Here is a 529-nt window from a genome sequence, read left to right as displayed (position 1 = left end):
GGCAAGCCGATCCTGCTCGGCAGCCTAGGCGCCTTGCTGCTGGCCTATCTGATCCGCTTCATGGCGGTCGCCTTCGGCCCGCTGGAAAACGCCCTGGCGCGGATTCGCCCCTCGCTGCCGCAGGCATCACGCAGCTTGGGTGTCGGTGGCCCGGCGCTGTTCTTCCGGGTCTACCTGCCGTTGCTGCTGCCAGGCACGCTGAGCGCGGCACTGCTGGTATTCGTCGACGTGCTCAAGGAAATGCCGGCGACCTTGCTGATGCGGCCATTCGGCTGGGACACCCTGGCCGTGCGCATCTTCGAAATGACCAGTGAAGGCGAATGGGCCCGCGCGTCGCTCCCGGCACTGACCTTGGTGCTGGTCGGACTGCTGCCGGTGGTGCTGCTGATCCGCCGTTCGGCGCGGCGCCCTGGCTAGTCACGCAGCTCTGGCGGCAGGGTGTTGAGCGACGCAGCCGCGCTACTGCGAGCTGCGATTCGACCTCCAGTCTCCTGCCGCCTGATCCGCCGTGACCTGCTGCCACCTTGGG

1 protein-coding gene is annotated in these 529 nt (G+C 67.7%); it reads left to right on the top strand.

Annotation, left to right across the window (positions count from 1 at the left end; translation table 11 throughout):
• Nucleotides 1–417, top strand: a 417-nt coding sequence (locus CXQ94_RS24120) for an ABC transporter permease subunit (RefSeq protein WP_146070432.1), incomplete at its 5' end; no start/stop codon positions are given.
• Nucleotides 418–529: the final 112 nt, after the last annotated feature.

It is taken from the genome of Arthrobacter sp. GMC3 (assembly GCF_002929305.1).
Taxonomy (GTDB): Bacteria; Actinomycetota; Actinomycetes; order Actinomycetales; family Micrococcaceae; genus Specibacter.
The sequence above is the reverse complement of the archived record's forward strand: the minus strand, read 5'-3'. Positions and strand labels throughout refer to the sequence as shown.